General features: G+C 37.7%; 2 protein-coding genes. Both read left to right on the top strand.

Translation table 11 applies throughout. The annotated features are described in order from the left end of the window. A partial coding sequence (locus IDG65_RS14115; protein WP_206174191.1) for a DUF1024 family protein occupies positions 1-141 on the top strand: 141 nt, incomplete at its 5' end. After that, on the top strand, positions 134-632 hold a 499-nt coding region (locus tag IDG65_RS14120; RefSeq protein WP_061668805.1), incomplete at its 3' end, for a dCTP deaminase domain-containing protein. The genes IDG65_RS14115 and IDG65_RS14120, both read left to right, overlap by 8 nt.

Below are 632 nucleotides of genomic sequence, written 5' to 3' on the forward strand. Positions count from 1 at the left end.
CAAGCGTTTGATGAAATACTTGAGGGTTTACCTAATGCTATGCAAGATGCACTCAAAGAAGATATTGGTCTTGATGAAGCAGTAGGGATTATGACGGGGCAAGTGGTCTATAAATATGAGGAGGAGCAGGAAAGTGACTAACACATTACAAGTAAAACTATTATCAGAAAATGCTAGAATGCCCGAACGAAATCATAAGACGGATGCAGGTTATGACATATTCTCAGCTGAAACTGTCGTACTTGAGCCACAAGAAAAGGCAGTGATCAAAACAGATGTAGCTGTAAGCATACCAGAGGGCTATGTCGGACTATTAACTAGCCGTAGTGGTGTAAGTAGTAAAACGCATTTAGTGATTGAAACAGGCAAGATAGACGCGGGATATCATGGCAATTTAGGGATTAATATCAAGAATGATGCACAAGTATATTTAACAACTAACGAACAGTGTTTTGATATACAAGGAGAAATGGAAAATTCTTTTGTAAATAATGCTAAGAAAAAACCTTTTACTATAAATGATTATTACGAAATATATAAAGGCGACAAACTAGCTCAATTGGTTATCGTGCCTATATGGACACCTGAACTAAAGCAAGTGGAGGAATTCGAGAGTGTTTCAGAACGTGGAG

Origin of the sequence: Staphylococcus sp. EG-SA-17, from assembly GCF_017151845.1 — a bacterium.
Taxonomy (GTDB): domain Bacteria; phylum Bacillota; class Bacilli; order Staphylococcales; family Staphylococcaceae; genus Staphylococcus; species Staphylococcus aureus.